Annotated in this window: 25 protein-coding genes; 15 read left to right on the top strand and 10 right to left on the bottom strand. The window is 72.1% G+C overall.

Annotated features, from left to right (window positions below):
• Positions 1 to 256: 256 nt before the first annotated feature.
• The gene (locus tag IE263_RS00175; RefSeq protein WP_373311843.1) at positions 257 to 994 is read right to left on the bottom strand and encodes an SLATT domain-containing protein; all 738 of its coding nucleotides are present in this window, start codon (positions 992 to 994) and stop codon (positions 257 to 259) included.
• 352 nt (positions 995 to 1,346) lie between these two features.
• Between IE263_RS00175 and IE263_RS00170 the strand changes: the two genes are divergently transcribed.
• The 3 genes from IE263_RS00170 (at position 1,347) to IE263_RS00160 (ending at position 3,023) form a co-directional block, all read left to right on the top strand.
• Positions 1,347 to 1,688, top strand: a complete 342-nt coding sequence (locus tag IE263_RS00170) for a YbaB/EbfC family nucleoid-associated protein (protein WP_189930989.1) — start codon at positions 1,347 to 1,349, stop codon at positions 1,686 to 1,688.
• An 83-nt stretch (positions 1,689 to 1,771) separates the two neighbouring features.
• Positions 1,772 to 2,371, top strand: coding sequence for a recombination mediator RecR (recR, locus tag IE263_RS00165; protein ID WP_189930988.1), 600 nt, complete (start codon positions 1,772 to 1,774; stop codon positions 2,369 to 2,371).
• Complete coding sequence (locus tag IE263_RS00160) at positions 2,364 to 3,023, top strand: DUF5063 domain-containing protein (protein WP_189930986.1); 660 nt, start codon at positions 2,364 to 2,366, stop codon at positions 3,021 to 3,023. The genes recR and IE263_RS00160 overlap by 8 nt, the downstream gene beginning before the upstream one ends.
• A 51-nt stretch (positions 3,024 to 3,074) precedes the next feature.
• Here IE263_RS00160 and IE263_RS00155 read toward each other — a convergent pair whose 3' ends face one another.
• Positions 3,075 to 3,809, bottom strand: coding sequence for a sulfite exporter TauE/SafE family protein (locus IE263_RS00155; RefSeq protein WP_189930984.1), 735 nt, complete (start codon positions 3,807 to 3,809; stop codon positions 3,075 to 3,077).
• 168 nt (positions 3,810 to 3,977) lie between these two features.
• On the opposite strand from IE263_RS00155, the gene IE263_RS00150 reads away from it, so the two are divergent.
• Both IE263_RS00150 and IE263_RS00145 read left to right on the top strand, forming a co-directional pair.
• Entirely contained in the window at positions 3,978 to 4,178 is a 201-nt protein-coding gene (locus tag IE263_RS00150; RefSeq protein ID WP_189930982.1) for a hypothetical protein, read from the top strand.
• Positions 4,179 to 4,302: 124 nt separating this feature from the next.
• On the top strand, positions 4,303 to 4,800 hold the full coding sequence (locus IE263_RS00145; RefSeq protein WP_189930980.1) for an SgcJ/EcaC family oxidoreductase: 498 nt from the start codon (positions 4,303 to 4,305) through the stop codon (positions 4,798 to 4,800).
• A gap of 3 nt (positions 4,801 to 4,803) precedes the next feature.
• On the opposite strand, the gene IE263_RS00140 is transcribed toward IE263_RS00145, so the two are convergent.
• Both IE263_RS00140 and IE263_RS00135 read right to left on the bottom strand, forming a co-directional pair.
• Positions 4,804 to 6,165: a HAMP domain-containing sensor histidine kinase gene (locus IE263_RS00140; protein WP_189930979.1), complete on the bottom strand. Its 1,362-nt coding sequence runs from the start codon at positions 6,163 to 6,165 to the stop codon at positions 4,804 to 4,806.
• On the bottom strand, positions 6,162 to 6,866 hold the full coding sequence (locus IE263_RS00135; RefSeq protein WP_189930977.1) for a response regulator transcription factor: 705 nt from the start codon (positions 6,864 to 6,866) through the stop codon (positions 6,162 to 6,164). The genes IE263_RS00140 and IE263_RS00135 overlap by 4 nt, the downstream gene beginning before the upstream one ends.
• 209 nt (positions 6,867 to 7,075) lie before the next feature.
• Here IE263_RS00135 and IE263_RS00130 point away from each other — a divergent pair, with 209 nt between their 5' ends.
• The 4 genes from IE263_RS00130 to IE263_RS00115 all read left to right on the top strand — a co-directional run bounded on the left by IE263_RS00130 (position 7,076) and on the right by IE263_RS00115 (position 11,763).
• Positions 7,076 to 8,368, top strand: a complete 1,293-nt coding sequence (locus tag IE263_RS00130; RefSeq protein ID WP_189930975.1) for an aspartate kinase — start codon at positions 7,076 to 7,078, stop codon at positions 8,366 to 8,368.
• Entirely contained in the window at positions 8,368 to 9,435 is a 1,068-nt protein-coding gene (locus tag IE263_RS00125; RefSeq protein WP_189930973.1) for an aspartate-semialdehyde dehydrogenase, read from the top strand. The genes IE263_RS00130 and IE263_RS00125 overlap by 1 nt, the downstream gene beginning before the upstream one ends.
• A gap of 478 nt (positions 9,436 to 9,913) precedes the next feature.
• On the top strand, positions 9,914 to 10,588 hold the full coding sequence (locus IE263_RS00120; protein WP_189930971.1) for a SigE family RNA polymerase sigma factor: 675 nt from the start codon (positions 9,914 to 9,916) through the stop codon (positions 10,586 to 10,588).
• Between the two features lie 128 nt (positions 10,589 to 10,716).
• Positions 10,717 to 11,763: a hypothetical protein gene (locus IE263_RS00115; protein ID WP_189930969.1), complete on the top strand. Its 1,047-nt coding sequence runs from the start codon at positions 10,717 to 10,719 to the stop codon at positions 11,761 to 11,763.
• On the opposite strand, the gene IE263_RS00110 is transcribed toward IE263_RS00115, so the two are convergent.
• A complete protein-coding gene (locus tag IE263_RS00110; protein WP_189930967.1) occupies positions 11,733 to 12,557 on the bottom strand; it encodes an SURF1 family protein in 825 nt (274 codons plus the stop codon). The genes IE263_RS00115 and IE263_RS00110 overlap by 31 nt on opposite strands.
• A 139-nt stretch (positions 12,558 to 12,696) precedes the next feature.
• Here IE263_RS00110 and IE263_RS00105 point away from each other — a divergent pair, with 139 nt between their 5' ends.
• A complete protein-coding gene (locus IE263_RS00105; RefSeq protein ID WP_189930965.1) occupies positions 12,697 to 14,514 on the top strand; it encodes a S9 family peptidase in 1,818 nt (605 codons plus the stop codon).
• A 180-nt stretch (positions 14,515 to 14,694) separates the two neighbouring features.
• On the opposite strand, the gene IE263_RS00100 is transcribed toward IE263_RS00105, so the two are convergent.
• Positions 14,695 to 16,665 carry an NAD(P)-binding protein gene (locus tag IE263_RS00100; protein ID WP_189931969.1) on the bottom strand — a complete coding sequence of 657 codons (1,971 nt, stop codon included), beginning with the start codon at positions 16,663 to 16,665 and terminating at the stop codon, positions 14,695 to 14,697.
• A gap of 187 nt (positions 16,666 to 16,852) precedes the next feature.
• Here IE263_RS00100 and IE263_RS00095 point away from each other — a divergent pair, with 187 nt between their 5' ends.
• A complete protein-coding gene (locus IE263_RS00095; RefSeq protein ID WP_189930963.1) occupies positions 16,853 to 17,863 on the top strand; it encodes a permease in 1,011 nt (336 codons plus the stop codon).
• Positions 17,860 to 18,612, top strand: a complete 753-nt coding sequence (locus IE263_RS00090; RefSeq protein ID WP_189930961.1) for a TIGR03943 family putative permease subunit — start codon at positions 17,860 to 17,862, stop codon at positions 18,610 to 18,612. The genes IE263_RS00095 and IE263_RS00090 overlap by 4 nt, the downstream gene beginning before the upstream one ends.
• Before the next feature lie 30 nt (positions 18,613 to 18,642).
• Here the strand turns inward: IE263_RS00090 and IE263_RS00085 are convergent, their stop codons facing one another.
• A complete protein-coding gene (locus IE263_RS00085) occupies positions 18,643 to 18,933 on the bottom strand; it encodes a zinc-ribbon domain-containing protein (protein ID WP_189930959.1) in 291 nt (96 codons plus the stop codon).
• 233 nt (positions 18,934 to 19,166) lie between these two features.
• Here IE263_RS00085 and IE263_RS00080 point away from each other — a divergent pair, with 233 nt between their 5' ends.
• Both IE263_RS00080 and IE263_RS00075 read left to right on the top strand, forming a co-directional pair.
• Positions 19,167 to 19,637 carry a hypothetical protein gene (locus IE263_RS00080; protein ID WP_189930957.1) on the top strand — a complete coding sequence of 157 codons (471 nt, stop codon included), beginning with the start codon at positions 19,167 to 19,169 and terminating at the stop codon, positions 19,635 to 19,637.
• An 86-nt stretch (positions 19,638 to 19,723) separates the two neighbouring features.
• Positions 19,724 to 19,909, top strand: coding sequence for a ferredoxin (locus IE263_RS00075; RefSeq protein WP_189930955.1), 186 nt, complete (start codon positions 19,724 to 19,726; stop codon positions 19,907 to 19,909).
• A gap of 13 nt (positions 19,910 to 19,922) precedes the next feature.
• Here IE263_RS00075 and IE263_RS00070 read toward each other — a convergent pair whose 3' ends face one another.
• From IE263_RS00070 to IE263_RS00060, 3 genes are all read right to left on the bottom strand, one after another.
• Positions 19,923 to 20,693, bottom strand: coding sequence for a glycosyltransferase family 2 protein (locus IE263_RS00070; protein ID WP_229910717.1), 771 nt, complete (start codon positions 20,691 to 20,693; stop codon positions 19,923 to 19,925).
• Positions 20,690 to 21,316 (bottom strand): UTRA domain-containing protein, encoded by a 627-nt coding sequence (locus IE263_RS00065; protein WP_189930953.1) that lies wholly within the window; start codon positions 21,314 to 21,316, stop codon positions 20,690 to 20,692. Before IE263_RS00065 ends, IE263_RS00070 begins: the two co-directional genes overlap by 4 nt.
• Before the next feature lie 203 nt (positions 21,317 to 21,519).
• Entirely contained in the window at positions 21,520 to 25,542 is a 4,023-nt protein-coding gene (locus tag IE263_RS00060; protein WP_189930951.1) for a WD40 repeat domain-containing protein, read from the bottom strand.
• Positions 25,543 to 25,923: 381 nt separating this feature from the next.
• Here IE263_RS00060 and IE263_RS00055 point away from each other — a divergent pair, with 381 nt between their 5' ends.
• Positions 25,924 to 26,496, top strand: a complete 573-nt coding sequence (locus tag IE263_RS00055) for a GNAT family N-acetyltransferase (protein ID WP_189930949.1) — start codon at positions 25,924 to 25,926, stop codon at positions 26,494 to 26,496.
• Positions 26,497 to 26,509: the final 13 nt, after the last annotated feature.

Raw genomic sequence — 26,509 nt, 5'->3', positions numbered from 1 at the left:
GGCCCGTTCAGGGCCGAAGCGGGGTGCGGGGCGGCAGCCCCGCGTGGGGTGCAGGGGCGCAGTCCCGCCGGGGCTCCAGGGTGCGGCAGTCCCGCCGGGGGTGCAGGGCGGAGCCCTGCCTGGGGTCCAGGGGGCGCAGCCTCGGGGGTTCAGAGGGCGGAGCCCCCTGGTGGGGTCGAAGGGGCGGAGCCCCTGGAGGTCGGGAAGGGTAGGGGCGGCGGGGGCGAAGACAACCCGGCGACCACCTCACCTCACCTCACCGCGGCTCAGGCGGCCGCTGCCGAGGCATGTTCGGCCGAGCCCCCGCCCCCGGCGGCAAGGAAAACCGTCCGGACGAGCCCCCCACCTCCCCCCGCCCCCCACCGGAGGCCCCCGCCCCCTGCATCCCCAGCGGCCCGGCCCCCGTCCGGAACTCCACCATCCAGTCCGCCGTCTCCACCCGCACCAACTCCGTCACATCCTCCGAGAACCGCCGAAGCACCCCCAGACACCGCTCAGCAGCCTCACTCGCCGTCCCCTCCGCCGGCCCCAGCACCTCCCGCACACTCTCCGACGCCCAGTCGAACTGCAACACCTGCAACCGCCGCTGCACCGCCTGCGCGGTCGCCACGTCCCTTATCCACCCCGACGTCACCCCGAAGAACCGGTCCGCAGCCACACACGCCACCGCGCACAACAACGCGAGATACCCCCACGGAGCCACCCCACCCACCACCCCGGTGAGATCCAGCAACGGCAACGCGGCCCCCAGCACCGCCCCCGCCGTGGCCCCACCCCGCAACACCCGAGCCGCCCGCCGCTTCCCCACCCGATCCGCGAGGTACCAGGCCGCGGTCTCCATCGCTCCCCGCTCCACCCACCGGTACAGCTCGTTGAGCCGCTCCGCCGGCTCACCCCAGTCCCCGAGCGGAAACTCCCGCCCGGTCAGATCGCCCGGCCGCAGCCCGGCCGCACCCTCGCCCCGCCCGTCCTGAGGCGGACCCCCGGGCTGCATCTCCGGCTGCTGACCCACCCGGCACTCCCTACTGATCGCGACCGATCACGTTGCGTGACGCCTGAAGACGCTGCAGATACCCAAGGCAAAGGCGCCGCAGCCGCCCGCAGACGCCGATGCTGATGCGCCGCACCTTTCCTACCTCCCAATGGGTGGCCGAGAGGAAGGTTTCACCGCCTTTACGCCCGTAAGGGGGGCCTTGATCAGGTATAGACCTCGCACCAGACTCACTCGAAAGAGTGCCGGGGCGACACCCGCACAGACCACGTAGGCTCGTGCCGAGCGGGAAAGCCCGCCCGACGCAGCGGGGGGAGACCCCCGCCCGACAGCCGTACGGACACAGGAGCTGATCGTGATTCCCGGTGGTGGCCAGCCCAACATGCAGCAGCTGCTCCAGCAGGCCCAGAAGATGCAGCAGGACCTGGCCCGCGCGCAGGAGGAGCTGGCGAACACGGAGGTCGACGGCCAGGCCGGTGGCGGCCTGGTGAAGGCGACGGTGACCGGCGCCGGTGAGCTGCGCGCGCTGCAGATCGATCCGAAGGCGGTGGACCCGGAGGACACCGAGACCCTCGCCGACCTGATCGTCGCGGCCGTCCACGCGGCCAACGAGAACGCGCAGACCCTCCAGCAGCAGAAGCTGGGCCCGCTGGCCCAGGGCCTGGGCGGCGGCGGTATCCCGGGTCTGCCCTTCTGACCGTTTCCGAACCGCCTTCCTAGGACGGGTGGCGGCCAACTACCGTACGTACTGCAAGGAACCCGAGGAAGGACGGCAGTCCGTTGTACGAAGGCGTGGTCCAGGACCTCATCGACGAGCTGGGGCGGCTGCCCGGCGTCGGTCCCAAGAGCGCGCAGCGGATCGCCTTCCACATCCTCCAGGCGGAGCCGGCCGACGTACGGCGCCTCGCGCAGGCCCTGATGGAGGTCAAGGCGAAGGTCCGCTTCTGCGCGACCTGCGGGAACGTGGCGCAGGAGGAGAACTGCGGGATCTGCCGAGACCCGCGCCGCGATCCTTCCGTCATCTGCGTGGTGGAGGAACCGAAGGACGTGGTGGCGATCGAGCGGACCCGCGAGTTCCGGGGCCGCTACCACGTTCTGGGCGGAGCGATCAGCCCGATCGAGGGTGTGGGCCCGGACGACCTCCGTATAAGAGAACTGCTCGCGAGGCTCGCGGACGGCACGGTCACCGAACTGATCCTCGCCACGGACCCGAATCTCGAAGGCGAGGCGACGGCCACGTACCTCGCCCGCATGATCAAGCCCATGGGCCTGAAGGTCACCCGCCTGGCCAGCGGCCTCCCGGTGGGTGGCGACCTGGAATACGCGGACGAGGTCACGCTCGGCCGCGCCTTCGAGGGGAGACGACTCCTAGATGTCTGACGCCACGCTGCACGCGAGCGACCAGAACCCGGACGACTTCGCGGTCCAGATCGCGGACCAGATCGAGAGTTTCCTGGTCGCCGTCACCGAGGTCGCCAAGGGCGACGAGCCGGACTCGGCCGTCCCCTTCCTCCTCCTGGAGGTCTCCCAGCTCCTGCTGGCCGGCGGCCGCCTCGGCGCCCACGAGGACATCGTCCCCGACGAGCGCTACGAGCCCGACCCCGGCCCGGAACCGGACGTGGACGACCTCCGCGAGAACCTTGCCCGCCTCCTGGAGCCGGTCGACGTCTACTCGGAGGTCTTCGACCCCTACGAGCCCCGCAAGGCGCCTGTTCCCGCCCGTATCTCCGACGACCTCACCGACGTCATCACCGACCTCCGCCACGGCATGGCCCACTACCGGGCCGGCCGCACCTCGGAGGCCCTGTGGTGGTGGCAGTTCTCCTACTTCTCCAACTGGGGCTCCACAGCCTCGGCGACCCTCCGCGCCCTCCACTCGGTCCTGGCCCACGTCCGCCTCAACCAGCCCCTGGAGGAACTGGACGGCCTCGACACCGACCAGGCCATGGGCGACGAGACCCTGGAGCTCGAGGCGGGGAAGGTCATGGCGGAGGAGATCGCCGGTCAGCTGGGCCTGGGACGGGTCAAGTAGAAGAGTGCGATGGACGAGCTCGCCCACGAGCTCGGCATCTTCGTGGACCGCTCACAGCCCCCACACCCCCTTCCCCACCGCCGACGCCCCGCCCGCCAGCGCCAACCCCAGCACCAGCAGCCGGGCTCGCTCCTCCGGTATCCGCCCCGCGAGCCCCCTGCCGACGGCCGCGCCGACCGTCATGGCGACGATCACCGACGCCCACTGCGCGGCCTCCAACTCGGGCACGCCGTTCGTCCCCACCGAGAAGGCGTTCACGACGACGCCGTAGAACTGCGCGTTGGGGACGAACTCCCGTACCGTCCAGCCCGCGTTGACGGCGTACAGGGAAACCGGGGGGCCGCCGACGCCGGCCGCGGAGTTCATGAACCCGCCTGCCGCGCCGGCCACGACCGCGCCTCGGGTGCCGTGCAGGGCGGGGACGCGGGCGCCGCGCATGACCAGCAGGACGGCGACCGTCACCAGGCTGCCCATCACCAACAGCAGCAGGGGCTCGGGGAGTCGGCGGGTCAGCCAGGTGCCCGCCGGTACCGTGCAGGCCGCGGCGACGCACAGGGGGACCATCGCCCGGAGGCGGACGCGGCGCCAGCCGCCCGCCAGGCCCACGACGCTGATCGCGCCGGCCGCGCAGTTCGCCAGGACGACGCCCTCGGCGGGGCCCAGCAGCAGGATCAGCGCGGGGACGGCGACCAGGGCGAAGCCCATGCCGGTCAGCCACTGCACGCACGAGCCGAGCAGCACGATCCCCGCCAGCAGTGCGTCGGCCGGGCCCGCTCCACCTGTCATGGTGTAACTGCCTACACCATCGCTTCGGGAGTGCGCTCCCTCCTTTCCGCAGGTCGGAGAGGGAATCGTTGATCTCGCAAGCGGAACCCGCGAGCGGAACCCGCAAGCGGAACCCGCGAGCGAGACCCGCAAGCCAACGATCCCCACTCCTCCCAAGGAAGCCCCGCCATGAAGTCCCTGCTCTCCTCCCGCCCCGTCCTGTGGTTCCTCTTCCTCTTCAACCTGGCCGTCGCCGCCGTCGCGCCCTTCGTGGTCGACGGGACGCAAGGGGTGATGACCGCCGTCGGTATGGGCGTCGTCTCGCTCGGCGCGGGCGTCAGCCTGATGCGTGACCGGGGGAAGGAGGCGGGCGCCCGGCGCGCCTCCTGAGCGTCGCGCCTCCTGAGAATTGGAGGGGTCTTGTACGTCCGCTGTACGACGGCTGCACGGTCCCTAACCGGCGTGAGGCGAGTCTTGAGTCATCCCAACAGGCCCAAGCCGCACAGGAGTTGCGATGACCCGCAAGACCCGCATACGCGCCGCCCTCGTCACCGCCACCGCCCTCGTCACTGCCGCCACGGTGACGGTCGGGGTCAGTGCGGCCGGTTCCGAGAAGGCGTCGAAGCCCAGCAAGAAGCAGATCGCCGGCCTGTTCGACACCTGGAACGCCGCGCTGCAGACCGGTGACGCGGAGAAGGTCGCCGACCTGTACGCCAAGGACGCCGTGCTCCTGCCCACCGTCTCCAACAAGGTGCGGTCCGACCGCGCCGGCATCGTCGACTACTTCGAGCACTTCCTGGCGAACAAGCCGGTCGGCAAGAAGATCCAGACGATCGTCAACGTCCTCGACGACAACTCCGCCATCGACGCCGGCGTGTACGAGTTCACGCTCACCGACCACGAGACCGGTGAGAAGCGCGTCGTCGAGGCTCGCTACACGTACGAGTACGAGAAGCGGAACGGGAAGTGGAAGATCGTCAACCACCACTCGTCCGCGATGCCGGAAGGCTGACCGTCAGCCGGTGCGCTGCGCCGCCCGCAGGGCGATCCGTACGCACAACCCGCCCCCGGGAGCGTCCGCCAGCGTCACCGTCCCGCCGTCGTCCGTCACCAGCTGCTTGACGACGGCGAGGCCGAGGCCGGAGCCGGAGCGCCCGGTGAGGCCCTGGCCGCGCCAGAAGCGGTCGAAGGCGCGGGACTTCTCCGCGTCCGACATGCCCGGACCCTCGTCGAGGACCTCCAGCACCACCCCGGTGCCGCGGGCCTCGAACCGGACGGTGATCGTCCCGCCGTCCGGTGACACCTCCAGGGCGTTCGAGAGCACGTTGTCCAGCACCTGGTCCAGATGACCGGGGCTGGTCAGCACCAGCGGCCGGTCGTCGGCACTTCCCCTGAGCGTGATGGTGACTCCGCGCTCGTCGGCGGCCGGTCTCCACACCGACAGACGCTCGGCCACGATGTCGTGCAGGGACAGCGGTTCCGCCGCCGTCACCTTGGCCTCGGCCCGCGCCAGGACCAGCAGCCCGTTGACCAGCCGGCTCATCCGCACCACCTCGGCGGTCGCCTGCTCCACGTCCTCCCGGACGAACTCGTCGTCGACGCCGTCGGCGATGTTGTCCAACGACAGGCGCAACGCCGTCAGGGGCGTACGGAGCTGATGCGACGCGTCCGCCACGAAGATCCGCTGCGAGGCGATCAGCGTGTCGAGGCGCTCGCCGGCCTGGTTGAGGGTGCGGGCCAGCGTCTGGGTCTCCTGGGGGCCCGTGACAGGGGCACGGGCCGTCAGGTCGCCGTCGCTGAGCTTGCTCGCCATGTCGTTGAGCTGGCGCAGCGGGGCGGTGAGCCGGCGGGCCACCGCCGCGCCGATCACGGCGGCCACCCCGAGCACGGCCACCGCGAGGCCCGCCCGGAAGCCCCAGATGGTCCACAGCCTGTGGGTGAGACCGGACGTCGAGTACACGATCCGTACGGCGCCGACGACCTGGCCGCCGTCCTTCGCGGGGACCGTGATCACCAGGTTGCGGCCCCAGATGAAGTCCGACCCCCAGTCGATCGTCGGATCCCCCTGCTCCAGGACCTTCGTCAGGTCGGCGTCCCGCCGGGGGCGCGGCAGGTCCGCCCTGCACTCGCCGGTGGCCGTGACCTGGACGTCGTCCTTCGTCTCCGCCGCGTACGCGTCGGCCATCTTCTCCAGCGCCTGGCAGGACGCGGTGTCACCGTTGCCCAGCAGCAGCGCCATGGTGGTCGCCTCGCGCTGGATGGACACCTCGGTGTCGCCGCGCAGCTGGGCGGTGAGCGTGAAGGCCACCGGCACGGTGAACAGGCCGATGGCGACGGCGACCAGCAGCACATAGCTGCGGATGAGCTGCTTGATCATGAGGCCGTACCGGACTCCTGAGTGCCTCCGACGATCTCCAGCCGGAAGCCGACCCCCCGTACCGCCTCGATCGTGATCACCCCGGCGAACTTCCGCCGTAGCGCCGCCACGTGCACGTCCAGCGTCTTCGTCGGGCCGAACCAGTTCGCGTCCCAGACCGCTTCCATGATCTGCTCGCGCGACATCAGCGCGCCCGGCTCCTCGGTGAGGAAGGCGAGCAGGTCGTACTCCTTCGGCGCGAGGGCGACCTCCTCGCCGTTCACGTGGACGCGGGCCGCCTTGCGGTCGATCGTCAGGCGCGTGCCGTAGCGGTCGGGGCCGCCGGCGGCGCTCTCCTCGGCCGTACGGGGCTGGACGCGGCGCATCACGGCCCGTATCCGCGCGATGACCTCGCGGACCCCGAACGGCTTGGAGACGTAGTCGTCGGCGCCCAGCTCCAGGCCGACCACGCGGTCCGTCTCGTCGCTGCGTGCGCTGATCACGATGATCGGGACGTCGCCGCGCTCGCGCAGCGCCTTGCAGACGTCGAGGCCGTCGGTGTCGGGGAGGCCGAGATCGAGGAGGACGACGTCGCAGGGGCCCGTGTGGGCGAGGGCGGCCGCGCCCGTGGTGACCCAGTCGACCTCGAAGCCGTAGCGCTTCAGGCCGCGTCTGAGTGACTCGGCGACCGGTTCGTCGTCTTCCACCAGGAGTACGTGCACGGTCGCACGATAGTGCTTGAAATTTAATTCACAGCTATCAGTCCGGTCGAAGTGGGCAGGGAATGTCCTGGACGGGCGGCCGGACCCGATTCCGAGGCGGTCTCACCATGCGATACCTCGGGGGCGGAATTCGGGCGCTCGATAGACTGAGCCGACCCGCAGTACAAGGGCGTATGTGCGGAAAGAGACAAACTGAGCGAGGAGCGCACGTGGGCCTTGTCGTGCAGAAGTACGGAGGCTCCTCCGTAGCCGATGCCGAGGGCATCAAGCGCGTCGCCAAGCGGATCGTGGAAGCCAAGAAGAACGGCCACCAGGTGGTCGCCGTGGTTTCCGCGATGGGCGACACGACGGACGAGCTGATCGATCTCGCCGAGCAGGTTTCCCCGATCCCTGCCGGGCGCGAGCTCGACATGCTGCTGACCGCCGGAGAGCGGATCTCCATGGCCCTGCTGGCCATGGCGATCAAAAACCTGGGCCACTCGGCCCAGAGCTTCACCGGCAGCCAGGCAGGTGTCATCACCGACTCGGTCCACAACAAAGCCCGGATCATCGACGTGACGCCGGGCCGGATCCGTGACTCGCTGGACGAGGGCAACATCGCCATCGTCGCCGGGTTCCAGGGCGTCAGCCAGGACACCAAGGACATCACCACGCTCGGCCGTGGCGGCTCGGACACGACCGCCGTCGCGCTGGCCGCCGCGCTCGACGCCGAGGTGTGCGAGATCTACACCGACGTCGACGGTGTGTTCACCGCCGACCCGCGGGTGGTGACGAAGGCCCGGAAGATCGACTGGATCTCCTTCGAGGACATGCTGGAGCTGGCCTCGTCCGGGTCGAAGGTGCTGCTCCACCGCTGCGTGGAGTACGCCCGCCGGTACAACATCCCGATCCACGTCCGCAGCTCCTTCAGCGGGCTGCAGGGCACGTGGGTCAGCAGCGAGCCAGTCGTTCGAAAGACACAGCAGCAAGGGGACAAGCAGGTGGAGCAGGCCATCATCTCCGGTGTCGCGCACGACACCTCCGAGGCCAAGATCACGGTCGTCGGCGTGCCGGACAAGCCGGGCGAGGCCGCCGCGATCTTCCGCACGGTCTCCGACGCCGAGATCAACATCGACATGATCGTGCAGAACGTGTCCGCCGCCTCCACGGGCCTGACGGACATCTCCTTCACGCTGCCCAAGGCCGAGGGCCGCAAGGCCATCGACGCCCTGGAGAAGAACAAGGGCGGCATCGGCTTCGACTCGCTGCGCTACGACGACCAGATCGGCAAGATCTCCCTGGTCGGCGCCGGCATGAAGACCAACCCGGGCGTCACGGCCGACTTCTTCACGGCCCTGTCCGACGCGGGCGTCAACATCGAGCTGATCTCGACCTCCGAGATCCGTATCTCGGTCGTCACCCGTGCCGACGACGTGCCGGAGGCCGTGCGCGCCGTGCACACCGCCTTCGGTCTCGACTCGGACAGCGACGAGGCCGTCGTCTACGGAGGCACCGGGCGCTGATGACGGGCCCTCGGACGACCGTGCGTCCGACGCTCGCGGTCGTGGGAGCGACCGGAGCGGTCGGCATGGTCATGCTGCAGATCCTGTCCCAGCGTGCCGACGTCTGGGGCGAGATCCGGCTGATCGCCTCGCCGCGCTCGGCCGGCCGCAAGCTGGCCGTGCGCGGCGAACAGGTCGAGGTGGTGGCGCTCACCGAGGAGGCCTTCGACGGCGTCGACATCGCGATGTTCGACGTGCCGGACGAGGTCGCCGAGCGGTGGGCGCCCGTCGCCGCCGCCAAGGGCGCGGTGGTCGTGGACAACTCGGGCGCCTTCCGGATGGACCCGGATGTGCCCCTGGTCGTCCCCGAGGTCAATCCCCACGCGGTGCGGACGCGTCCGCGCGGGATCGTCTCCAACCCGAACTGCACGACCCTGTCGATGATCGTCGCCCTGGGCGCGCTGCACGCCGAGTTCGGCCTGCGCGAGCTGGTGGTGTCGTCGTACCAGGCCGTCAGCGGGGCGGGCCGGGCCGGTGTGGAGACCCTGCGGCAGCAGCTGTCCCTGGTGGCCGGTACGGAGCTGGGGACCACCCCCGGTGACGTACGGCGGGCCGTGGGCGACCACACCGGGCCGTTCCCGGAGCCGGTGGCGCTGAACGTCGTGCCGTGGGCCGGGTCGCTGCGCGAGGACGGCTGGTCGTCGGAGGAGATGAAGGTGCGGGACGAGTCCCGCAAGATCCTCGGACTGCCGAAGCTGCCCGTCGCCGTGACCTGTGTACGGGTGCCGGTGATCACCGTGCACTCCCTCACCGTCCACGCCCGCTTCCAGGACGAGGTCACCGTCGACAAGGCCCGCGAGATCCTCGCCACCGCCCCCGGTGTCGTGCTGTGCGACGACCCGGCCGCCGGGGAGTTCCCCACGCCCGCCGACGTCGTCGGCACCGACCCCACCTGGGTCGGCCGGGTGCGCCGCGCGCTGGACGACCCCACGGCGCTGGAGCTCTTCGTGTGCGGGGACAACCTGCGCAAGGGGGCCGCCCTCAACACCGCGCAGATCGCGGAGCTGGTGGCGGCGGAGCTGGTGTGACGTCCCGGGTCGGCGCAACGCTTGGTGAGAAGAGGGCACTTGGCCGGAAAATTCCTGGCCAGAGCTTGGGGTGTTCATAGGATCTGTGGACCAAGTGTGAGCCGGTCGATGATCCGGACCGCTTGTATTGGGCACCTTTTGCGCTGAAGATGGGCATCCGAAGATTCCTCCCCGCTCTCCGCAACCGTGCGGAGTGCGGGGAGCGTCTTTGCCGTCACCCTTCGGGGTGCGTGTGAGGTGTGATCCCGGCGCATAGGGGACGCCGTGATCGGGGCGTGGGGACGCCCGTTCATATGGGATATAAGGGAAGAGCGGGACACATGAGGGCATGTGAGACGCCGTCAGTGCTGCTGCCGGCCGGTACGAGACGGGCGTCCGGTGGGGTGTGGGGAGCGAGACAGGCGTCCGTCTCGCCGTGCTGCGCGAAAGTGACGTCCGGCGCGTACAACCCCCACGGGGGGAAGCGTGTCCAACTGGCGTGGCAGAGGTACTCGAATTCAGCGCGGCAACCCGCGGTACGGCCCTGCGGCCGCCCCGCGCCGCCCTCCGACCCCGCCTGGCCGGGGCGCCCGGTGGCATGCCGGTGATCGCGCCCATGCCCGCAGCGCGGCCCGCCCGCATACCCAGCCAGCGTGACGGCGCTGAAGACGTGGTGGTGGCCGGTACCACCGTCGACCACCTCACCGAGACCTACCGGGCCCACTACCGCTCACTGCTCGGTCTCGCCGCACTCCTCCTCGACGACACCGCCTCCTGCGAGGACGTCGTCCAGGAGGCCTTCATCCGTGTCCACTCCGCGCGCAAGCGCGTCCGCGACCCGGAGAAGACCCTCGCCTACCTGCGCCAGACGGTCGTCAACCTCTCCCGCTCCGCCCTGCGCCGCCGCATCCTCGGACTGAAGCTGCTGTCCAAGCCGATGCCGGACATGGCCAGCGCGGAGGAGGGCGCCTACGACCAGCTGGAGCGCGACTCCCTCATCAAGGCGATGAAGGGCCTGCAGCGCCGCCAGCGCGAGGTCCTCGTCCTGCGCTACTTCGCCGACATGACCGAGGCCCAGGTCGCCGAGACCCTCGGCATCTCCCTCGGCTCGGTCAAGGCCTACGGCTCACGCGGCATCGCCGCCCTGCGCGTCGCCATGGAGGCGCGGGCGTGAGCGGGCGGGCCGAGGGAGGGGACGGGCGTGAGCGGCACGAGCCGGGCGCCGGCGGCGCTCCGCTGCACGAGCCGACGAGGGCGCCGCACAAGCAAGAGCCGAAGCAATCGCACGCTGGGAACGGAACCGTGAACCACCACCTCGACGACCAGGGCCCCGACGGGCTCGACTCGGACGAGCTGGCACTGCGCCGGATGCTGCACGAGGCGGTCCAGGAGATGGAGCCGCGCGACGGGACGCTGGACCACCTCCGGCGCGCCGTCCCGGCCCGCCGGGCCCGCAAGCGGCAGGCCGCCGTCGGCATGGCGGCCGCCGCGCTCTTCGTCGGCACCGCGCTCCCCGCCCTCTGGCACGTCTCGGGCGCCGGCGGCTCCGAGGCCAACCCCGCCATGGCCGGCCAGGCCTCGCAGGCCCAGGGCGGTGCCGGCGAGGGCAAGGTCCCCGACGGCGGCTCCTCCGGCAAGGCCGGCGGCTCTGCGGGCCAGACCGGCGCGCAGGGCGAGGACACCACCAAGAGCACCGGTCCCGGCAAGGACCTCGGCGGCACCACCGGCTCCTCCAGCGGCAGCGGCGAGGCCTCCCCCTCCGCGTCGGCCCTCCCCGCCTGCACGGCGTCCCAGCTCGGCGAGTCCACCGCCAACGTCGAGGTCCCCGACTCGGCCGGCGTCGTCTACGGCACCTTCCGCGTCGTCAACGTCTCCGACAGCGGCTGTGTCGTCGGCGGGAACGTCTCCGTGACCCCCACCGCCCAGGGCGCCGCCGACCCCACGAAGATCACCGTCGTGGAGCACACCTCCGGCGACGCGGCGGCCGGCCTGCCCGACCCCTCCCTCTACGTCTCCCAGCTCTCCCTCGCCCCGGGCTCGGCGTACGACGTCAAGTTCGCCTGGGTGCCCTCCGAGACGTGCCCCACCACCGGCGGGCCCGGCGGCGGCGACAGCGGCGGCTCGGCCTCCCCCGACCCCAGCCCCAGCGAGCAGACCGGCACGACCGGCGGCACCACCACCACCGGCACCGACGGCACCTCCACCCAGATGCTCGTCGAGGACGGCACGGCCGACGGAAGCGTCCTGGTGACGTACGCCGCCGAGGGCGGTGACCCGACCGTCACCGCGACCGTGTCGAACGCCTGCGCGGGAGTGATCTACCGGACGGGTGTGCTGGCGTCCTCGTGAGCCTGTTCCCGTGAGGAGCCGGTCTCCGGCTCCTCGTCGGGGGCGATCCCCAGCTCCGCGTCCCGCGCGAACTCCACCTCGCGACGCAGCAGCCGGAACCACATGAACACCACGAACCCGGCGAAGACGAACCACTCACCGGTGTAGCCGAGATTCTGGAACGCCTTCAGATCCAGCCCCGTGCCGGTCGGCGCGCTCGCGGGCACCGCCGTCATCCCCGAGTCGGCGGTGTCGAGGGTGACCCAGGCGTCGTAGAGGTCGTCGGACACCAGGTTGACCAGCGAGGCCGCGCTGATCGCGGCGGTCTGCCCGGCCGGCAGGCCGCCCTGGGCGCTCACGCCGTTGTCGCCGGGCGTCTCGGACGCCTGGAGGGCGCCGGTGACGGTGACCTCGCCGGCGGGCGGGGCCGGGGCCTTCGCGGCGTCGGCCGCACCGGGCAGCCAGCCGCGGACGACGGGGAGGGCCTTGCCGGTGTCCGTCCGCAGCAGGGTCAGGACGTAGAAGCCCCGCTTGCCGTCGAGCTCGCGATCGGGGACCAGCAGCTGCTTGCCGTACTGTCCGCTCGCCGTGACGCGTCTGCCGGACGTGGCCTTGTCCACGGGCAGCATCTCGGTCAGCGGGCGCGCCGCCTCCGTGTGCTCCGAGGAGACCTGCTCCTGAGCGGTGCGGTGGTCGTCGACCCGCGACTCGAACCGGCTCAGCTGCCAGGACCCCATGAAGATGCAGAAGGGGATGGCCAGCAGCACGAAGACGTTGATCCCCCACCAGCGGGGCGTCAGCAGAAACCGGTACACGCCCTCAACGGTACGGGGCGGGGATGGGGGAGTGGTTTGCGGGGTATGCGTGGGCGGCGTGATGTCCGCGCTCTTGTACTTATCCACAGGCTGAGGGCCGTGGTGCTGCATTGTCGGCCAAGGCGGGCAGTATGGGCCCATGACTGAGAGCAACGGGTCCGCCGCCCCGCAGCGGTACGAGGAGATGCCGGACTGGGAGAAGCGCTTCAGGGCGCCCCGGGTGTCGCTGCCCGACTGGGCGGAGGACGCCCCCGACCGCTCCCTGTTCGTGTCGAACGCGACGGGGACGTACGAGCTGTACGCCTGGGACCGGTCCACGGGCGAGCAGCGCCAGGTGACGAACCGGGCGAACGGCACGACGGACGGCGTGCTCTCCCCGGACGGCGCGTGGATCTGGTGGTTCGACGACAAGGACGGCGACGAGTTCGGTGTGTGGCGCCGCCAGCCGTTCGAGGGCGGCGAGGACGAACTGGCCACGCCGGGCCTGGACCCGTCGTACCCGGCGGGCCTGGCCCTGGGCAGAGACGGCCGTACGGCGGTGGTGGGCCGCTCCACGGACGAGGAGGGCACGACGATCCACGTGGCCCGGGTGGGCGAGCCCCCCTTCGAGCTGTACCGCCACCGCGAGTCGGCGGGGGTGGGTGACCTGTCCCACGACGGCTCCCTCATCGCCGTCGAGCACACCGAGCACGGCGACGCGATGCACTCCGCGCTGCGCGTCCTGCGCCCCGACGGTACGACGGTCGCCGAGCTGGACGACACCAAGGGCGGCACCGAGGAGCTGGGCCTGGAGGTGCTGGGCTTCGCCCCCGTCGACGGTGACACCCGGCTGCTGATCGGCCATCAGCGCCGGGGCCGCTGGGAGCCGCTGGTGTGGGACGTGGCGACCGGCGAGGAGACGGACCTGGCGCTGGAACTGCCGGGTGACGTCAGCGCCGAGTGGTACCCGGACGGCTCGGGCCTCCTGGTCGCCCACAGCTTCGAGGCCCGCAGCGAGCTGTTCCGCTACGACCTGACGACCCGCGAGCTGGTGAAGGTGCCGACCCCGCCGGGCACGGTGTCCGGGGCGACGGCCCGCCCCGACGGCAGCGTGGAGTACCTGTGGTCCTCCGCCGCCCGGCCGCCGGCGGTCCGCTCGACGACGGGCGAAGTGGTCCTGGACCCGCCCGGCATGAAGTCCCCCGGCTCGGTCCCGGTGGAGGACGTGTGGGTGGAGGGCCCCGGCGGCCGCATCCACGCACTGGTCCAGAAGCCGGAGGGCGCCAGTGGCCCCCTGCCGACGGTCTTCGACATCCACGGCGGCCCCACCTGGCACGACAGCGACTCCTTCGCGGCGGGGCCGGCCGCCTGGGTGGACCACGGGTACGCGGTGATCCGCGTGAACTACCGGGGCTCCACGGGCTACGGCCGCGCCTGGACGGACGCGCTGAAGCACCGGGTGGGTCTGATCGAGCTGGAGGACATCGCGGCGGTACGGGAATGGGCGGTGTCCTCGGGCCTGGCCGACCCCTCCCGCCTGATCCTCACCGGCGGCTCCTGGGGCGGCTACCTCACCCTCCTCGGCCTCGGCACCCAGCCGGAGGCTTGGACGGTGGGCATCGCGGCGGTGCCCGTCGCCGACTACGTCACGGCCTACCACGACGAGATGGAGGCCCTGAAGGCGATGGACCGCACCCTGCTGGGCGGCACCCCGGAGGAGGTCCCGGAACGCTTCGAGGCGTCCTCGCCCCTGACGTACGTGGACGAGGTCAAGGCCCCGGTGTACATCTCGGCCGGTGTGAACGACCCCCGCTGCCCCATCCGCCAGATCGACAACTACGTGAAACGCCTGGAGTCCCGCGGCGCCCTCCACGAGGTGTACCGCTACGACGCGGGGCACGGTTCGCTGGTGGTGGACGAGCGGATCAAGCAGGTGAGGTTGGAGCTGGACTTCGCGGAGAGGTACGTGGGCAAGTAGGCGGGCGTTTCCTCACCTGGCGCAGGCACGCCCGCCGCTGGGGGCTCCCGCCCCCAGACGCCCGCTGTCGGCCCTGAAGGGGCCTTGTCCTCGAACACCGGCGGGCTGATGTGGCCTGGGGCGGGGCCGGATGACGCCGTCGGACGGGTGGGTTGTCCCGTCGGGGGCGAGAAGCCCGGGTTACGGTCCCGGCGCCCTCCGCCGCCGCCCCAGCAGCTCCGCCAACCCCCTCCGCGTCGCCGCCAGCACCACCCGATCCTCGCTCCGCAGGACATACGTGTCGGGCAGATCCCACACCAGCCCCGACCCCCCGCTCACCCGCGCCTCCTCCACCAGCACATCCCCACCCGCCTCCCGCTGGACGGCACCGACACCAGCACCCGTATCCAGCGCCAACACCCGCCAGTACCCCGCCCGAAACGCCTCCCCGACCGTCTTCCCGGCCAACTGCGCGTACCCGCCCACCTCCAGCGCGGCGAACAACAACACCCGCCGCTCCACCGGAATCGCCCCCAGGATCTGCCGTCCCATCATCGCCCCGGCGAACGAGGGCGCCGCCAGATGCGACACACTCCGGCTCCGGGTGAGCGCGTGCGGATGCGCGGCCCGCAGGGTGCGGTACACGGCGGTCGCGAAGTCGTCGTCGTACAGCCGCAGCACCACCCGCAGATCGGGCCGCAGGGACCGCGCGTACAGCGAGGCCTCGAGGTTCGTCGTGTCGGAACTGGTCACCGCGAGCAAGGCATGCGCCCGCCCGATCTTGGCGGCCTCGAGAACCCCCTCCTGCGTGACGTCCCCCAGCACGACCGGCACCCGCAGCCGCCGCGCCACCGCGACCCCGCGCGCCTCGGGCGTGGCCTCGACGCACACCACCGGAATGTCCAGCTCCCGCAACCGCGTCAGCACCCGCGTGCCGATCTTCCCCAGCCCGAGCAGCACGACATGCCCGCCCAGCCCCCGAGGCGGCTTGCGCAACGCCCCCGCGCCGCGGAAGGTCCCCAACGCCTCCAGCACCGCCGCCAGCAGCACCGGCAGCAACAGCAACCCGACCAACCCGGACAGCAGTTGCAGCACCTGCCGCTCCGTCGACGCGCCGACCGCCGGGTCGTTGATCGCGAACAGGTCCAGCAGCGTCAGATACACCGCCCCGAGCGGATGTATCCCGGTCACCAGCCACAACGCCACCGCCAGCGCGACCACACACCCCACCAGCCCGGCCAGCGACCACCGCAACCGGCGCGAGAACAACGAGGCGAACGGCGCCAGGACCCCGCCGACCCCGCGCCCCGCCGGCAGGGCGGGGCCGGCCGCGTACGACACCTGTTCCAGGACGACACTGCCCCGCCCGCTCGCGGCGGCCACCGTCGCCGCGTCCGGCAGCAGCCGCGGCCCCTGCTCCCCGCTGTTCTCGGAACCGTCCGCGAAGGCGGGGTCGTTGCTCGTCGCGGAGAGAAGCGCGAGGGTGGCCAGCCCCGGGTCGGCGGTCCGGCCGGGGCCGGGCGGCGGGCGTTCGACGGCCCGCAGCAGCAGCCCGTCCGTCTGGACGACCTTGGTCGTGCCGGCGACGGCGGTCGCGGCCAGCGCGGGCGCGGCGGTGTCGGCGTCGGACAGCACGGTCGTCGACGCGTCACCCACGACGGCGTCCCCCGCCCCACCGCCCACCGCCAACGCGGCCGCCTGATCGAGGAGTTCCTCGATGTGCTGCCCCAACCGCCGGTTGTACAGCCGCAGGACGAGCCGCAGCCGGGGGTTGAGCCGACGGGCGGTGAGGGCGGCGCGGATGTTCGTCTCGTCGTCGTCGTACACGAGCGCCAGGGCGGCGGCTCGTTCCACCCCGGCCTCGGCGAGCACGGCCTCGGTGGGCTCGGCGGCCTCCAACACCCGCCCCGTGCCTCCGGTCTCACCGGAACCGGAACCGGAACCGCCACCGGCACCCGCCGAACCGTTACTGCCGTTGCCCGCCGCCCGGTTGACGGCCGCGCTCACCACCCGGTCCAGCAACGCCGCCGACACGGCCCGGGCGCGCCCCACGACCGGCGGCCGTACCGTGCGCTCGGAGGGCGGTACGACCAGCGTGACCTGCTCCTCGTACACATGCCGCAGCTCGGCGGCCAGCCGGTGCGCCAGACCGTCGTCGCCGCACACCACCATGTGCGCCCCGGCGTCGCCCGCCGGCGCACCCTGATTCGGAACGCTCCCCACGAGGGAAAAGACTGCCTCACCGGGACGGGTGGTTCCAGAAGTCCAGAAGTGCGGTGAACGCGGGGGGCCGTCCGTCCGTACGAGAGGGGAGGCAGTGGCAGGGAGAGGACGCACACGGAACCCGGAGGTGCCCCGCGTGGCCATCACCAAGGCGCCCCCGGACGAGAAGGGCAGCCGGGAAGACGAGGCCCGGGAGCCCCGGCGTCTCACGTCCTCCCTCGCCCTGACCCTCCTCCTGCTCCTCATGGTGCTGCTGCAGGGCCCCCTCCGCCGTGCTCTCTCCGCACCCGTGATGCAGAGCTGGACGACCGTCTTCGTGGCGGTGGTCGTGCAGGCCCTGCCGTTCCTCGTCCTGGGCGTCCTGCTGTCGGCGGCGATCGCGGTCTACGTCCCGCCGTCCTTCTTCGCCCGCGCCCTGCCCCGCCGCCCCGCGCTGGCGGTCCCGGTGGCGGGGGCCGCGGGTGCGGTGCTGCCGGGGTGCGAGTGCGCGTCCGTTCCCGTCGCCGGCGCGCTGGTCCGCCGGGGTGTCACCCCCGCCGCCGCCCTCGCCTTCCTCCTCTCCGCCCCGGCCATCAACCCGATCGTGCTGACGGCCACGGCCGTCGCCTTTCCCCGTGACCCCGAAATGGTCCTGGCCCGTTTCGTCGCGAGCCTGCTCGTGGCCTGCGCGATGGGGTGGCTGTGGCACCGCCTGGGGCGTACGGACTGGCTGCGCCCGCCGACGCACGCGCCGCACGAGGGGCAGAGCAAGGGGGCGGCCTTCTGGGACTCGGTGCGCCACGATGTGATGCACGCGGGCGGTTTCCTGGTCGTGGGCGCCATGGCGGCGGCGACGCTGAAGGCCGTCGCGCCGGAGAGCTGGCTGCGTGCGGCCGCCGACAACCCGGTCGTGGCGGTGCTGGCGTTGGCCGTTCTCGCCGTGGTCCTGTCCATCTGCTCGGAGGCGGACGCGTTCGTCGCGGCGTCCCTGACCCAGTTCTCGCTGACGGCCCGGCTCGCCTTCCTGGTGGTCGGCCCGATGGTCGACCTGAAGCTGTTCGCGATGCAGGCGGGCACCTTCGGCCGCGCCTTCGCCCTGCGCTTCGCCCCCGCCACCTTCGTCCTCGCCGTCGCGGGGGCGGTCCTGACCGGGGCGGTGCTGCTGTGAACCGCCAGGCCCAGGCGGCGGTCCTGTTCCTCCTCGGCGCCTCCCTCCTGCACGCCGGGACCACCGACCTCTACCTCCGGTACGTCAAGGCAGGCCTGCAACCGCTCCTCCTGGCCTCCGGCGCCGTCCTGATCGCTACGGCGCTGGCGACGGCCTGGTACGAGTGGCGGAGATCCAGGACCCTCCATGAGCCAGAGCAACAGCACCAGCAACAGGAGCGGCACCAGCACCAGCACCAGCACCGCGAGCCCCGCGTCTCCTGGCTCCTGGTCCTCCCCCTCCTCGCCCTGATCCTCGTCGCCCCGCCGGCCCTCGGCTCATACAGCGCGACCCGCACCGGTACGGCCCTGCAGGAGCCCGTCGCCTATCCCGCGCTGCCGTCCACCGGCACCCTCCGGCTGGGCGTGGCCGACTACGCGGGCCGCGCGGTGTACGACCACGGCCGGGGTCTCACCGGCCGCCGTATCGCCGTCACCGGCTTCGTGGCCCTCGACCACGACGGCACGCCGTACCTGGTCCGGATGGCCCTCAACTGCTGTGCGGCGGACGCCCAGCCGGTCAAGGTCGGGCTGGCCGGGCGGATCCCTCCGGTCCTCCAGCCGGACACCTGGCTCGAGGTCACCGGCACCTACACCCCTCGTGTGACCCGCGACCCGGTCAACGACGGGCCGATCCCCTGGATCGAGGTGACGGAGGCCAAGCCGGTTCCTGCGCCCCGGGACCCGTACGACGAGACCTGGAACACCTAGGGGGCCCGTCGCCTCCGGAAAAGTCCCTGCTCAGGACTGGTACGGCTGCTGCTGCGGCTGTCCGTGGGCCTGGCCGCCGTAACCGCCCGCGCCCTGCGTCTGCAGCTGCTCCGCCTGCTCCTTGGTCACCTTCTGCTCGGCGCCGCAGAAGGTGCACTGCGTCATGTACTTCGTCGAGATCGGGAACAGCGGCACGAAGAACAGGGTGAACTTCGTGACCCGCTTCCTGAGCGTGTGCGCGGCGGGGTTGCCGCAGCGGCCGCAGACCAGCGTCAGTATCGCGAGCTGGTAGAGGTACCCCTTGGTGCCAAAGATGATCATGTCGACGGTCCTTCCCGGTTCGGTGCCTGGGGACACAGTGCCAGTCAACGGCAATCGGGAGGCCGGTGCCGTCCGGAAGGACGGGTCTCCGCTGCCGAGAAGCCCATTCAACAGTGCCGGGGGGCGCGCCGGCCGTGGCCGTCCCGGGCCGGCCGCCTCGCCGGGGCTCTGGATAGCTGACGGTCCGTCAGATATGGTCTCCCTGCCGTACCGCTTCGGAAGGGGTGAGCGCGATGGAGACCCGTCCCCAGAGCCCGCAGCCACCGGGGGCTCCCCGCTGGGCCGCGATGTTCTACGACCCGGCCTCGGCGTCCTGGCGCCTGGGCGCCGAGTCGCCCGACCGTACGCCCGTGCTGTACGCGATCGGCGAGATGGCCCAGGTCAAGCGGGCGCGGGGCGACGAGGTGACCGTCGCGCTGTGGGGGCCGCAGGACGGTGCCTGGCGGCGCTTCGACGCCTCCGCCGCCGACGCGGCACCCCAGCCTCCCCCCTCCGAGGACGCCGTGCGGCCCGCCTCCGGCAAACTCGCGGAACGCATGCAGGACCGTCGGCACCAGGTGCTCATGGCGGGCCTGAGCAAGGCCGGCCTCTACGACCTCACCCCCGACGACGTGACGGCCGTGCAGACCCTGGTGGACCGGCTGGACGAGACGACGCTGCGCCGGGTCGCCCACTGGATGGCCGTGGCCGGTTCCGGGCGGTAGCCGCCGGCTCGCCCGGTTGAGCCTGCTCCGCGCAGGGCAGTCACGCCCTGATGGTCTCCAGGGACATGTCGGTGACAGGAGGGCACATGAAGATCTCCGTGGACCCCGGCCTCTGCTACGGCTCCGGCGAGTGCGTCTACCGGATACCGTCCGTCTTCACCACGGTCGACGGCTTCGGAGCCGTCATACCGGGCCGCGAGGAGACGGGCGACGACCCGGAGGTCCGGGCGATGGCGGAGAGGTGCCCGTCCCAGGCGATCACCATCGGGTAGCCGCCCCCGGCCGTCAGCCGGCCGTCGGCCGGCGCCACCCGAAGCGCGCCAACGCCCTCGCCCGCGCCTCCACGACGGCCATCCGCGCGTCGCGCTCGGCGGGATCGACGTGCGCCGCCTGTCCCGTGACCTGCCCCTCCCACTTGCGGTACAGCAGCCCCACCTCCGCCGAGAACCATCCGCGGCTCACCGAGTCGAGCGCGAGCAGCAGCCCGGTGTCCTCGGACGCGGGCAGCGCCATCCACCCGCCGAGGGCGAGCAGCAGGTCCCGTCGTACGCACAGCGTCGCCGGGTGCACCGGTGCCCGGAAGCCGTTCGCCTTCCAGCGGTCGAGTACGTCCCCCCGCTCGATCGGGCCGTTGAGGGGATCTCCCGGGAAGCCGACCGTGGACCCGTCGGGGAGGAGGTCCAGGGCGCGGGAGGTCGCCCAGCCGAGGGCCGGGTCGGCTTCGAGGGCGGCCAGGTCGCGGTCCAGGGCGCCGGGCGTGAGCCGGTCGTCCGCGTCCAGGACCTTCACGTACTCGCCCTCGGCGTGGGCGAGCGCGATGGTACGGGCGACACCCGGCCCGCCCGGACGTCCCTGACGGAAGGTCACGCGCGGGTCGTCCGGGACGTACGGACCGACGGCGTCCGTCGTGCCGTCCTCCTGGATCACCCAGTGCCACTCCCAGCCGTCGGGCAGGTCCTGGTCGCACAGCGACGCGTAGGCCTCCGGCAGGTAGGGGGCCGACGGGGCGTGGACAGCCGTGATGACGGCGACGCGCCGGTGCACGGCGGCACTCACCACCTTTCCAGGCGCGTGGTGAAGAGCAGCTCCGTGCGGTCGCCGGGCAGCGTGACGTCGGCGATGTCCACCACGCGGTCGTCGATGTCGTAGGACGTCTTGCGGAGCAGGATCACCGAGGCCCCGGCCGGCAGGTCCAGCTCTCGTGTCTCCCGCGGTGTGGGCGGGCGGGCGGTGAGGCGTTCCTCGACGCGGTCCACCTCGATGCCCACGGTGAAGAGCTGGCTCTGCGTGCCTCCGGGCCACGGCTCCTCGGTCTCGTCGAGGAGGCAGGGGTTCGCCGCGATCAGGTCGCGGACGAGGTAGGAGGTCACGAGGTCGAAGGGCGCGCTCTCGGCCGCGTACCGGGTCCGGTAGGTGCGTTCGAGGAGCACGGTGCCCTCCGGGACGCCGAACGCCTCCGCGAGGTGCCGGGGTGCCTCGATCTCGCGGTACGTCGCGTGGAAGACGAGGTCCTGGGACTCCAGGCCGGTGTCGCGCTCCGTCGCCCCGGTTCCGGCCCGCTCGTCCCGCGGTGCCCGCGCCCGGTCCTTCTCCCACTGGTGCCGCAGGTTGTCGCGGACCGCCGGCCTGCGGGGGCGTCGGACGACGTCGCCGTCGTTCCCGTTCTGCTCGTCTGGCACCGGCCCAGCCTACGGCGCACAGAAGAGGCCGCCCTCCGACCGGAGGACGGCCTCTCTCACGTTCACGCCCGGCCGCTGGCGACGGGGGATGCACCAGCGGCCGAGCTGTGGCCAAGGCTAACAAGGCTGGTTGACCGGTGGGAGTGGACTGCTCGGCTGCATCGAGCTGATGTGACACGGATCACTCCCTTGTCGCTCATCCGTCACTCCTCGCACGGCGGCTCGTAGGAGAGGCGCGGCAGGTACTCCTGCCACTTGTCCTGCGTCAGTACGCCCCGCGTGGTCGAGCAGATGTGCTCGATCGCCTCGTCGACGTCGAGGTTCCACAGCCGGACGGTGTCCGTGCCGCTCGACACCCCGAGCATGTGGCTCGCGGGGCTGAACGACAGGAAGTTGCCGGTCTTGGCGTTCGGGCTCATCGACTGGCCGATGGGGGACGCGTCGGACGGATCGCTGACGTTCCAGAGCCGCACCGTGTTGTCGTTGCCGCCGCTCGCCAGGGTGTCGCCGTCCTCGCTGAACGTCAGGGACACGACCGCCTCGGTGTGGCCGGTGAGGGGCCGGTCCAGCGGGGCGGCGTCGAGGGGGTCGGCGACGTTCCAGAGCTGGACCGTGTCGTCGTCGCTGCCGCTGGCCAGCGTATGGCCGTCCGGGCTGTAGGCCAGGGTGTTGACCGGTCCGAGGTGGCGCTGGGGAGGGGCGCCGAGGGGAGTGGCACGGCGTGGGTCGGTCACCTTCCACAGACGGATGGTGCCGTCCGCGCTGCCACTGGCGAGGGTGCGGCCGTCCGGGGCGAAGACGAGGGCGTTGACGTAGCCCTTGTGGCCGGTGAGCGGGGCGCCGAACGGCCGGGGGCGGGACGGGTCGGCCACGTTCCACAGCTGGAGCGTACGGTCGTCGTAGGCGGTCGCCAGCGTGCGGCCGTCGGGGCTGAACGCCAGCGCCTCGGGGCCCATGAACCGGGTCACCAGGACGAGGGGCGGCCCGTAGGAGACCGGCCGGGCCGGGTCGGTGACGTTCCACAGATGCACCGCCCGGCTGCCCGTCAGCACCGCGAGGGTGCGGCCGTCGGGGGAGAACACCAGGGAGCGCTGGCCACCGTCCCCGGGCATGAACGGCTCGTTCAGCAACACGGGCCGGTCGGGCGTCTCCACGTTCCACAGCCGCACGCTGCCGTCGCGCGCGGCCGTGGCGAGCACCCGCCCGTCCGGGCGGAACGCACCGCTGCGGCCGACCATGTCCGACGTCGGTATCGACCACAGCCGGACCTTGCTGTCGCCGCTCCCGGTCGCGAGGGTCCGGCCGTCGGGGCTGAAGCCCAGGGCGTACATCTCGCCGCTGCTTCCGGCCAGGGGCTCGCCGACCTGCGCGGCGTACGCCGGATCGCTGACGTTCCACAGGCTCGCCGTGCTGTCGGCACTGGCCGCGGCGAGCATGGTGCCGTCGGGATGGAAGGCCACCGACCAGATGGGACCCGTGTGGCCGGTGAGCGGCGCTCCGAGCTGGGTGGCATGACGGCGGTCGGACACGTCCCAGAGCCGGATCGTGTCGTCCGCGCTGCCGCTGGCCAGAAGGTGGCCGCCGGGACTGAAGGCCACGGAGTGCACCAGATCCGTGTGGCCGGTCAACGTGTCGAGCGCCTTCGGCCGGCCCGGATCGGCCACGTCCCACAGCCGGATCGTGTCGTCGTCGCCACCGGACGCCAGTGTCCGCCCGTCCGGACTGAACGCCACGGACCGCACGGCGGCGGTGTGGCCGGTCAGGGGACCGAGCGCCTTCGGCCGCCCCGGATCGGCCATGTTCCACAGACGTACGGTGCGGTCCTCGCCGGCGGAGGCCAGCGTCCGTCCGTCCGGGCTGAACGCGAGCAGATAGATCGTGCCCTCGTGCCCGGTCAGGGACGCGCCGATCTGCTTCGGCCGGCCGGGGTCCCGTACGTCCCACAGCCGGATCGTGCCGTCGTCCCCGGCGCTGGCGAGGGTGCGGCCGTCCGGGCTGAAGACCGCGCTGCTCACCCAGCTCGCGTGACCGGTGAGGGGCTGGCCCAGCGCCTTCGGCCGCGTCGGGTCGCGCACGTCCCACAGCCGTACGGTCCGGTCGTAGCTGGCGGTGGCCAGGAGCTGCCCGTTCGGGCTGAACGTGGTGAGGTAGACGGCGCCGGTGTGGCCGAGCAGGGGCGTGGCCAGCGGGGCGTTCACGATCGAGATCAGCCGGTTGTTGGTGCCCGCGTCGTCCGGCCGCAGCTGGTGCGCCACCAGGTCGAGTTGGGCGGAGAGGGAGGGGTCCGTGTACTGGACGCGGTCGGCCTCCGCGACCACCTGCTCGAACACGGCGTCGTTGCGCTGCTGCCACGCGACGACCGCCGCGCCGACGGCCACCATCGCCAGGACGACCAGCGCCGACACCGCGGCACGGCTGATCCACACCGTGCGCTTGCGCAGCCTGACGGACGCCGCCAGGAAGTCCACCGCGCTCCGGGTCAGATACGTGTCGCCCGCCGTCTTCGCCCACTCGCGGGCCTGCTCCAGCCGGGAGCCCCGGTAGAGCAGCGACGCGTCGCGGTTCGAGCCCTCCCAGGCCCTGCCGTCCTCCTCCAGCCGCTGGCGCAGCAGGTTGCCGTTGCGGTCCTCGTCGATCCAGTCGCGCAGCCGCGGCCAGGCGTGCAGCAGCGCCTCATGGGTGATCTCCACGGTCTCCGCGTCGAGCGTCACCAGCCGGGCGCGCACCAGTGCCTCGAGCGACTCCTCCGTCTTGCCCGGATCCGTCGACTCCGCCGCCAGCTGGCGCCGCGTCCCCCGCCTGCGCGTGGCCTGGGTGTCCTCCCCCAGCCGCACCAGCCGGAGCAGCAGCAGCCGCGCGGCCGTCCGCGCCGCCGGATCGAGGCCGGACCAGGCCCGCTCGGCGGTCGCCGCCACCGCGCCCTGGATCCCGCCGGCCGCCCGGTAGCCCGCCAGCGTCAGCTTCCCCGCCTTGCGCCGCTGCCAGGTCGCGAGCAGGGCGTGGGAGAGCAGCGGCAGCACACCGGCGTCGTGCGCCCCGCGCGGACCGTCGGCGCTCACCTCCCGGACGATCAGTTCGGCCAGCCCCGGCTCCAGCTCCAGCCCCACGGCCTTGGCCGGCCCGGTCACCGCTTCCCGCAGCTCCGCGGTGGTGAGCGGCCCGAGCACCATGTGCCGGTGCTGCAGCGCGTCGGCCAGTTCGGGATGGCTGAGGCACCGCTCGTAGAAGTCGGCGCGGATGCCGAGGATGACGAGCACGGGCGCCGGGGTGTCCGGGCCGGCGGGTGTGCAGGCGGCGTGGAGGAGCTGGACGAAGGTGCGCCGGGTCCCCTCGTCGGGGCAGAGGGTGAACGTCTCTTCGAACTGGTCGACGATGAGGACGGGCCGGGCCGAGTCGGTGGCATCGCCGTGCGCCCAGGCGGTGACGGCGTCCCGCACGGCCTGGGCGAAGCCCGGAGCACCGGGCTGCGGCGCCTCCTCGTCGGCGGAGACGACCTGACCGAGCTCGGGGATCGAGCGGGTCAGCTCGGCGAGCGGATCACCACCGGGGACGAGCTGCAGCACCTTCCGGCCGTGGCTGTCCGCGTCACCCGGAGCACCCGTCGCACCCGTCGTGCCGCTGTTCTGCAGCGCGGGCACGAGACCGGCGCTCAGCAGGGAGGACTTCCCGGCCCCCGAGGCGCCGACGAGCATGACCAGGCCCCCGGTCTCCTCCGCCGCACGCAACTGCGCGACCAGGGCCTCCGTACTGCGCTCCCGCCCGAAGAACCACCGGGCGTCCTCCCGGCGGTACGAGGCGAGCCCCCGATACGGGCACACCCCACCGGGAACGGCCGGGGTCTCACCCGAGGGCTTGTCCTCCTCGGACGGCGCCGGACCGTCCCCGACCGGGTCGGCGACGGCGCGCTCCCACAGACGCTGCCACTGGACGAGGTCGTACAGACCCGGAGAGACCGGCGTGGGCCGCAACCGCCGCGCGTCGGGAATCAGCACCTGCAGCACCGCCGCCAGCGCGGTGAACTGGGCGGGTACGTTCCTGGCCCGCCGCCAGTCACTGATCCGCTGAGCGGACACCCGCACGGGCCGCCCTCGCTCGTCGATCCGCTGAAGCCGGGCGACCGCCTCGGACACGCGTTTGAGCGGAGGGTTGCCGGCCTCCTTGTACAGCAGTGCGAGACGTTCCGCGAAGGCTGTGCGTGCCCCTGAGCCGGAACCCAAGGTCTCCACCCCTCACTCCCTCGCCGTCTGGTATCCGGACCGGAAAAGTCACTTTATACAGCTGACCTGCGGTTAAGTCGGTGACCGGACACCGGAGACTCCTCGGTTCGAGCCACAACTGGCAGGATCCCGAGGTACGAGCGCAACGCCGGACGCCGCTCGGCCGACCCCGCGTGAGCTCGGGAGATCCGCGGCCCGGCACCGTGCGACCGCCGTTGCGCCGGCCACTGTTCCAGCCAATCCTCGATCCGCCCCGAACCGGCGCGGATCGACGCCACCCGCACCGTTCGGCAGCGGTCCGCACGAGGGGAGGGACCGGTGCCGAACGGTGCGGCGTGCAGGGGGAGCGCTGCCGCGGCGGGGCCGCGGACACCGTGACATCGTGATGACATGACCATCGAAGTGCGCCCGGCGTCGGTCTTCGAGGACGTCCGCACCGTGCTCGGCCCGAAGTCACCCGGAGCCAACGTCTGCTGGTGCCTGAGCTATCGCATCCCCTCCAAGCTCAACAACGAACTTCGCGGACCGGCCCGCGGCGAGTACGTCGCCGAGCTCTGCCGCACCCGACCCGCACCGGGCGTGCTCGCCTACGACGGCGACGACCCGGTCGGCTGGGCCGCCGTGGCCCCCCGCGCCGACACCTCCTTCGCCCGCAACCGCAAGATCCCCCACGTCGACGACCTCCCGGTCTGGTCCCTCTGGTGCGTCCGCGTCCGCCCCGGACACCGCAAGCAGGGAATCTCCCACGCCCTCATCGCCGGCGCCGTCGACTTCGCCCGCACCCACGGCGCCCCCGCCATCGAGGCCTATCCCCTCGACAACGGCGACGCCAAGGTCGACCTGACGATGGCGTACGCCGGCCTCCGCAAGAACTTCGAACGGGCGGGCTTCACCCACGCCGCGGACACGACGTCGGTGCTGGCGGGGCATCCGCGGATCCTGATGCGGCTCGACCTGCGGTGAGGGATCGGGCCTG

The organism is Streptomyces aurantiogriseus (assembly GCF_014649375.1).
Lineage (GTDB): Bacteria > Actinomycetota > Actinomycetes > Streptomycetales > Streptomycetaceae > Streptomyces > Streptomyces aurantiogriseus.
Note: the sequence above shows the minus strand (reverse complement) of the source record. Positions and strands in the feature narration are given on the sequence as shown.

Bases quoted from the DNA above. Each gene is read 5' to 3' on its own strand.
- IE263_RS00175 (WP_373311843.1), bottom strand. From the start codon at position 994: ATGCAGCCCGGGGGTCCGCCTCAGGACGGGCGGGGCGAGGGTGCGGCC.
- IE263_RS00160 (WP_189930986.1), top strand. From the start codon at position 2,364: ATGTCTGACGCCACGCTGCACGCGAGCGACCAGAACCCGGACGACTTC.
- IE263_RS00155 (WP_189930984.1), bottom strand. From the start codon at position 3,809: ATGACAGGTGGAGCGGGCCCGGCCGACGCACTGCTGGCGGGGATCGTG.
- IE263_RS00150 (WP_189930982.1), top strand. From the start codon at position 3,978: ATGAAGTCCCTGCTCTCCTCCCGCCCCGTCCTGTGGTTCCTCTTCCTC.
- IE263_RS00145 (WP_189930980.1), top strand. From the start codon at position 4,303: ATGACCCGCAAGACCCGCATACGCGCCGCCCTCGTCACCGCCACCGCC.
- IE263_RS00140 (WP_189930979.1), bottom strand. From the start codon at position 6,165: ATGATCAAGCAGCTCATCCGCAGCTATGTGCTGCTGGTCGCCGTCGCC.
- IE263_RS00125 (WP_189930973.1), top strand. From the start codon at position 8,368: ATGACGGGCCCTCGGACGACCGTGCGTCCGACGCTCGCGGTCGTGGGA.
- IE263_RS00105 (WP_189930965.1), top strand. From the start codon at position 12,697: ATGACTGAGAGCAACGGGTCCGCCGCCCCGCAGCGGTACGAGGAGATG.
- IE263_RS00100 (WP_189931969.1), bottom strand. From the start codon at position 16,665: ATGGTGGTGTGCGGCGACGACGGTCTGGCGCACCGGCTGGCCGCCGAG.
- IE263_RS00085 (WP_189930959.1), bottom strand. From the start codon at position 18,933: ATGATCATCTTTGGCACCAAGGGGTACCTCTACCAGCTCGCGATACTG.
- IE263_RS00080 (WP_189930957.1), top strand. From the start codon at position 19,167: ATGGAGACCCGTCCCCAGAGCCCGCAGCCACCGGGGGCTCCCCGCTGG.
- IE263_RS00075 (WP_189930955.1), top strand. From the start codon at position 19,724: ATGAAGATCTCCGTGGACCCCGGCCTCTGCTACGGCTCCGGCGAGTGC.
- IE263_RS00055 (WP_189930949.1), top strand. From the start codon at position 25,924: ATGACCATCGAAGTGCGCCCGGCGTCGGTCTTCGAGGACGTCCGCACC.